The following is a 4613-nucleotide window of genomic DNA, read 5'->3' on the forward strand; positions in this document are numbered from 1 at the left end:
CGTGACCACTCCCCGCGCGGGAACCGCCCCCGACGCCGAGGTGCCGCCGGCGTCCGCCGGCGGCGACGACCCCGCCGCGCCCGAGGGCTCCCGTCGCGCCGTCGCCGTCGTGATCGGCGTCGTCTTCCTCGACCTGCTCGGCTTCGGCGTCGTCATCCCGATCCTCCCGTTCTACGTGCGCTCGTTCGGCGTGAGCGACGTGTTCATCGGGCTGATCGCCGCCGCATACTCGCTGGCGCAGTTCCTCGCGGCGCCCACCCTCGGCCGGATCTCCGACGAGCGGGGCCGCCGACCCGTCATCGCCTTCTCGGTCGCGATGGCCGGCGTCGCGTGGCTGGTGTTCGGCTTCGCCACCGAGATCGGCGCGGTCGCCGGCACCGGGGCGGCCGTCGCGACCCTGCTGCTGTCGCGGACGCTCGCGGGCGCCGCCGGCGGCAACATCTCGGCCGCGCAGGCGTACATCGCCGACGTGACGCCCCGGGAGAAGCGCGCCGGGGCGCTCGGGCTGGTCGGCGCCGCCTTCTCGCTGGGGTTCGTGTTCGGCCCCGCGCTGGGCGGGGTCGCCGCCAGCGACTCCGTCGTCGCCGCCGCGGACGCGCTCCTGCCGGGGTTCGTCCCGACGACGCGGTTCACGCTCCCGAGCTTCCTCGCCGCCGGCCTGTCGTTCCTCGCGGCCGGCGCCGCGGTGGCCGTCCTGTCGGAGCCGGAGCGCACGCGGCCCGCCGGCGCCGGCCGGGGGACGCTCGTCGGCCAGTTCCGGTCGGCGCTGGCGGACGACGCGCTCCGGCCGCTGGTCGCGTCCTACTTCGTCACCTCGGTCGCGTTCGCCGGCATCCAGGTGATGTTCATCCCGTTCGCCGCCGACTTTCACGGCTACGACGCGACCGCCGCCGCCGTCTTCCTCACCTACATCGGCGTCCTCGGCACGGTGAACCAGGGCGCGCTCGTCGGTCCGCTGGAGCGCCGCCTCGGCGCCGTGCGGCTGGCCGTGATCGGCGGGACCGCGCTGGCGGCGTCGCTCGCGCTCCTCCCGTTCACGCCGGAACTCGGCCGCCTGCTCCCGCTTCCCGGCGGGACGGGACTGCTCGCGGGGCCGATCCTCACCGGCCCGACCGTCGCGCTGTTCGCCGTCGGGGCCCTGCTGTCGTTCGGCAACGGCTCGCTGACCGTCTCGCTGTCGACGCTCGTCTCCGAGCGCGCCAGCGACGAGACGCAGGGGGCCGCCTTCGGCGTCACGCAGGGCGCCGGCAGCCTCGGCCGGACGGTCGGCCCGCCCGTCGCCGCCGCGGCGTACGTGGTGGCGTACTGGTCGCCGTTCGTCGCCGGCGCGGTGCTGCTTGCGCCGGTGGTGTACGTGCTCGCCGGGGGACGCGCCCTCGGCGGAACGTCCGGAGCGGCGGACTGACGGCCGGCGGGGGCCGCGGGCGAGCTACCCGAGCAGGTCGTCGACCGCGTCCGGCACGTCCGCGGGGCCGTCGACGTGGACGGCGTCCCAGCCCCGGTCGCGGGCGCCCTCGACGTCGGCCTCGCGGCTGTCGCCGAACATGACCCGGCGGTCGGCGGGGAGCAGCGCCTCGGCCCGCTCGAACGGCGCGGGGTCGGGCTTGTGCGCGCCGACCTCGTAGCTGACGACGGTCGCGTCGGCGTACGTGGCGAGGCCGGCGCGGTCGAGCTTCCCGCGCTGCCAGTCGCCCACGCCGTTCGTGCAGACTCCGACCGCGACGCCGTCCGTCGCCGCGAGCGCCGACAGCGCCTCCCGGACGGCCGGGGGCGTCGGCATCGCACCGTACTCGGCGTCCCGCAGCGCCGCGACGAACGCGGTCGGGTCGGCGTCGCTCCCGACCGCCGCGAGCGCGTCGGCGGCCGCCCGGCGATACGGCTCCGGATCGAACGCGTAAAGGTAGCCGAAGAAGGCGTCGTCGTAGACGTCCCGGAAGCCGTCGACCGCGTCGACCCCGACGGCGGCGCAGGCGCGGGCCACGACCTCGCCGTAGTCGGGGAACGGGAGGAGCGTGCCGTCGAGGTCGAACCAGAGGGCGGTGTGGTGGGTCACGGGAGGAACGGGGGCGGGCGGGGGTGAGCGTCGGTCGACCGGGCGCGGGTCAGTCGCTCTGAATGCGAGGTGCGAGCATGTAGGTTACCTGCCCCAGCCCCTCGCCGAACTCGTAGTGGAGCTTCACCGGGAACTCCTCGCCGAGTTCGACGCGGACCTCCGCGTCCTTCGGGATGGCCTTGTTCATGTCCTTGAGGTAGTCGAGGCTGAACAGCGAGTCGGCCGGGCCGGCCTGCAGGTCGATGAGGTCCTCGCGGTCGAGCCGGAGGTCTACGTCGTCGGTGTCGCCCTCGGCCTCGATGAAGAACGCCTCCTCGGCCTCGTCGACGCGGAGGCGGATGTGGTCGCTCACCATGTCGGCGGCCGTGATCCCGCGGTCGAGCTGGGCGCCCTCCAGGACGATCTCCGCGGGGAGGTCGAGGTCCGGGATGTCCGGCTCCTGGCGGATGGAATCGGGGTCGATGAGCGCGAGCGTGTAGCTCAGGCCGTCGATCTGGATGTGGAGCTTTCGGGTCTCCTCGTCGAGCTCCAGCTGGATCAGGTCGCCCGAGTTGGCCATCCCGGCGATGTCCTCCAGGCGGTTGAGGTTGACCCCGATGACCCCTCCGTCGGCCTCGTAGGACTCGAAGGCGGCGGCCTCGAGCGCGAGGTCGACCATCCCGACGTTGGCCGGGTCGACGGCCCGGATCGCGAGTTCGTCCTCCTCCAGCCGGATCTTGCACTCGTCGACCAGCACGCTCACCGAGTCGAGCGCGTCCCGGAGGGTGGAGGCGCTCACGATGGCCTTGAACATATATCGCGGGCTACGCCCGTGCCCATAAAAATACCCGCGGTTCCGGTTCCCGGCGGCGGCCCCGCCCGCGGCGGCGCGGCCGGCGAGAGTCGGCGTGGCCGCGCCGTCGAGGCGGCGACGGACGCGAGCCGACCTCCCGTTCCGTACGTGGTTTGAAGTTATCGGGAGGACTACATCGACGAGAGACATGTCAGGGTCATCGTCAAACGCGCTCGTGTCGACGTATCGGGAGCGGTTCGGGGAGCCGTTCACGACCGACGAGGTGTACGGCTACTGGCTGTTCGTCGCCGGGACCGTCGTCGCGGTCGTGGGGATGGCGGCGTTCCTCACGTCGATGGGCGCGGGACGCACCGGGACCCGCGGGATCGCGTACCTCCTCGCCGGGATCGGGCTCGCGACCGCCTTCGCCGGGCTCGTCGTCGGCCAGTCGTTCCACCGGACCGCGAAGCGACTGGTGTACGTCGGCCTCCTCGTCTGTCTGGCCGCGATGGCGTGGTTCCTGACCGTCTTCCCGGGGGAGTGGGCGCTCGGCTCCGGGAGCGCGCAGGGGGTCGTCGCGGTGTACACCCTCGGACTGGCGCTCATCACGCTCTCGGGCGCGCTCGCCCCGATCTCCGTCGGCCAGAGCCGGGCGCGGCAGGCCGTCGAGGAGCAGTTGGCCGAGGCCCGCTCCGACGACGTCGCCGACGACCGCCGCATCGAGGAACTGGAGGCGGCCGTCGCCGAGCGCGACGACCGGATCGCCGCCCTCGAATCCGACCTGTCGGAGTCGCGGGCGGAGACGGAGGAGGCCCGGGGGGCGACCGAGGAGGCCCGTGCCGCGACGGAGGCGGCGCGCGAGGAGGCCAGAGCCGCGGCCGAGGAGACGGCGGCCGCTCGCGAGGAGACGGCGTCGGTGCGCGACGACCTGCACGCGGCCGCCGCCCACGTCACCGCGCTCTCGGAGAGTTCGGCGACGTTCGACGTCTACCGCGACAAGGCGGGCCAGTGGCGCTGGCGGCTCGTCCACCGCAACGGGAACATCGTCGCCACCTCCGGCGAGGGGTACAGCTCCGACCGGGCCGCCCGCCGCGGGATGCGCAGCGTCAAGCGCAACGCGCTGGGCGCGGCGGTCGTCTGGCAGCGCGACGAGGAGGAGCCCGAGCCGATGGTCGAACCGGTCGCCGAGGAGCCGAGCGCGCGGTTCCGGCTGTACCGCGACGCCGACGACGAGTACCGCTGGCGGCTCCGTCACGACAACGGCGAGACCATCGCGGCGGCGACCCGGGGCTTCTCCTCGCGGTCCGCCGCCGAGGACGGCATCGAGTCGGTTCGATCCGCCATCGGGCCGGCCGACTACCTGGAGTTCGACCCCGCGGGGATCGAGGTGTACGAGGACGCCGCCGGCGAGTTCCGCTGGCGGCTCGTCCACCGCAACGGGAACGTCCTCGGCGACTCCGGCGAGGGGTACGCCACCCGGTCGAACGCCCGGCGGGCGGCCGACCGGTTCCAGGAGGCGGCCGGGGAGGCGAGCGTCGACGCCGACTCGGGCCTCCGGTTCGAGACGTACGAGGACGCCGCCGGCGACTACCGCTGGCGGCTCGTCGCCGCCAACGGGGAGCCGATCGGCGACTCCGGCGAGGGGTACAGCAGTTCCTCGGAGCTGGCCGACGCCGTCGAGCGCGTCCGGAAGTACGCCCCCGAGGCCGACCGGCTCACGATGGCCACGGCCGCCGTCGAGGTGTACGAGGACGCCGGCGGTGACTACCGCTGGCGCCTGCGCCACCG

General features: G+C 74.0%; 4 protein-coding genes. 2 read left to right on the forward strand and 2 right to left on the reverse strand.

Annotated features, from left to right (window positions below; all coding sequences use genetic code 11):
- Position 1 precedes the first annotated feature (1 nt).
- Complete coding sequence (locus tag ACQUQ1_RS21660) at positions 2-1405, forward strand: MFS transporter (protein ID WP_435066288.1); 1404 nt, start codon at positions 2-4, stop codon at positions 1403-1405.
- A gap of 24 nt (positions 1406-1429) precedes the next feature.
- On the opposite strand, the gene ACQUQ1_RS21665 is transcribed toward ACQUQ1_RS21660, so the two are convergent.
- Positions 1430-2053, reverse strand: coding sequence for an HAD family hydrolase (locus tag ACQUQ1_RS21665; protein WP_435066289.1), 624 nt, complete (start codon positions 2051-2053; stop codon positions 1430-1432).
- 49 nt (positions 2054-2102) lie between these two features.
- The gene (locus ACQUQ1_RS21670; protein ID WP_435066290.1) at positions 2103-2846 is read right to left on the reverse strand and encodes a DNA polymerase sliding clamp; all 744 of its coding nucleotides are present in this window, start codon (positions 2844-2846) and stop codon (positions 2103-2105) included.
- Positions 2847-3033: 187 nt separating this feature from the next.
- On the opposite strand from ACQUQ1_RS21670, the gene ACQUQ1_RS21675 reads away from it, so the two are divergent.
- A partial coding sequence (locus ACQUQ1_RS21675; RefSeq protein ID WP_435066291.1) for an HVO_2922 family protein occupies positions 3034-4613 on the forward strand: 1580 nt, incomplete at its 3' end.

This window comes from Halobaculum sp. EA56 (assembly GCF_051195075.1).
Lineage (GTDB): Archaea > Halobacteriota > Halobacteria > Halobacteriales > Haloferacaceae > Halobaculum.

What these genes read in the sequence shown, in the direction of transcription:
- ACQUQ1_RS21670 (WP_435066290.1), bottom strand. Translation starts at nt 2,846, where the DNA reads ATGTTCAAGGCCATCGTGAGCGCCTCCACCCTCCGGGACGCGCTCGAC.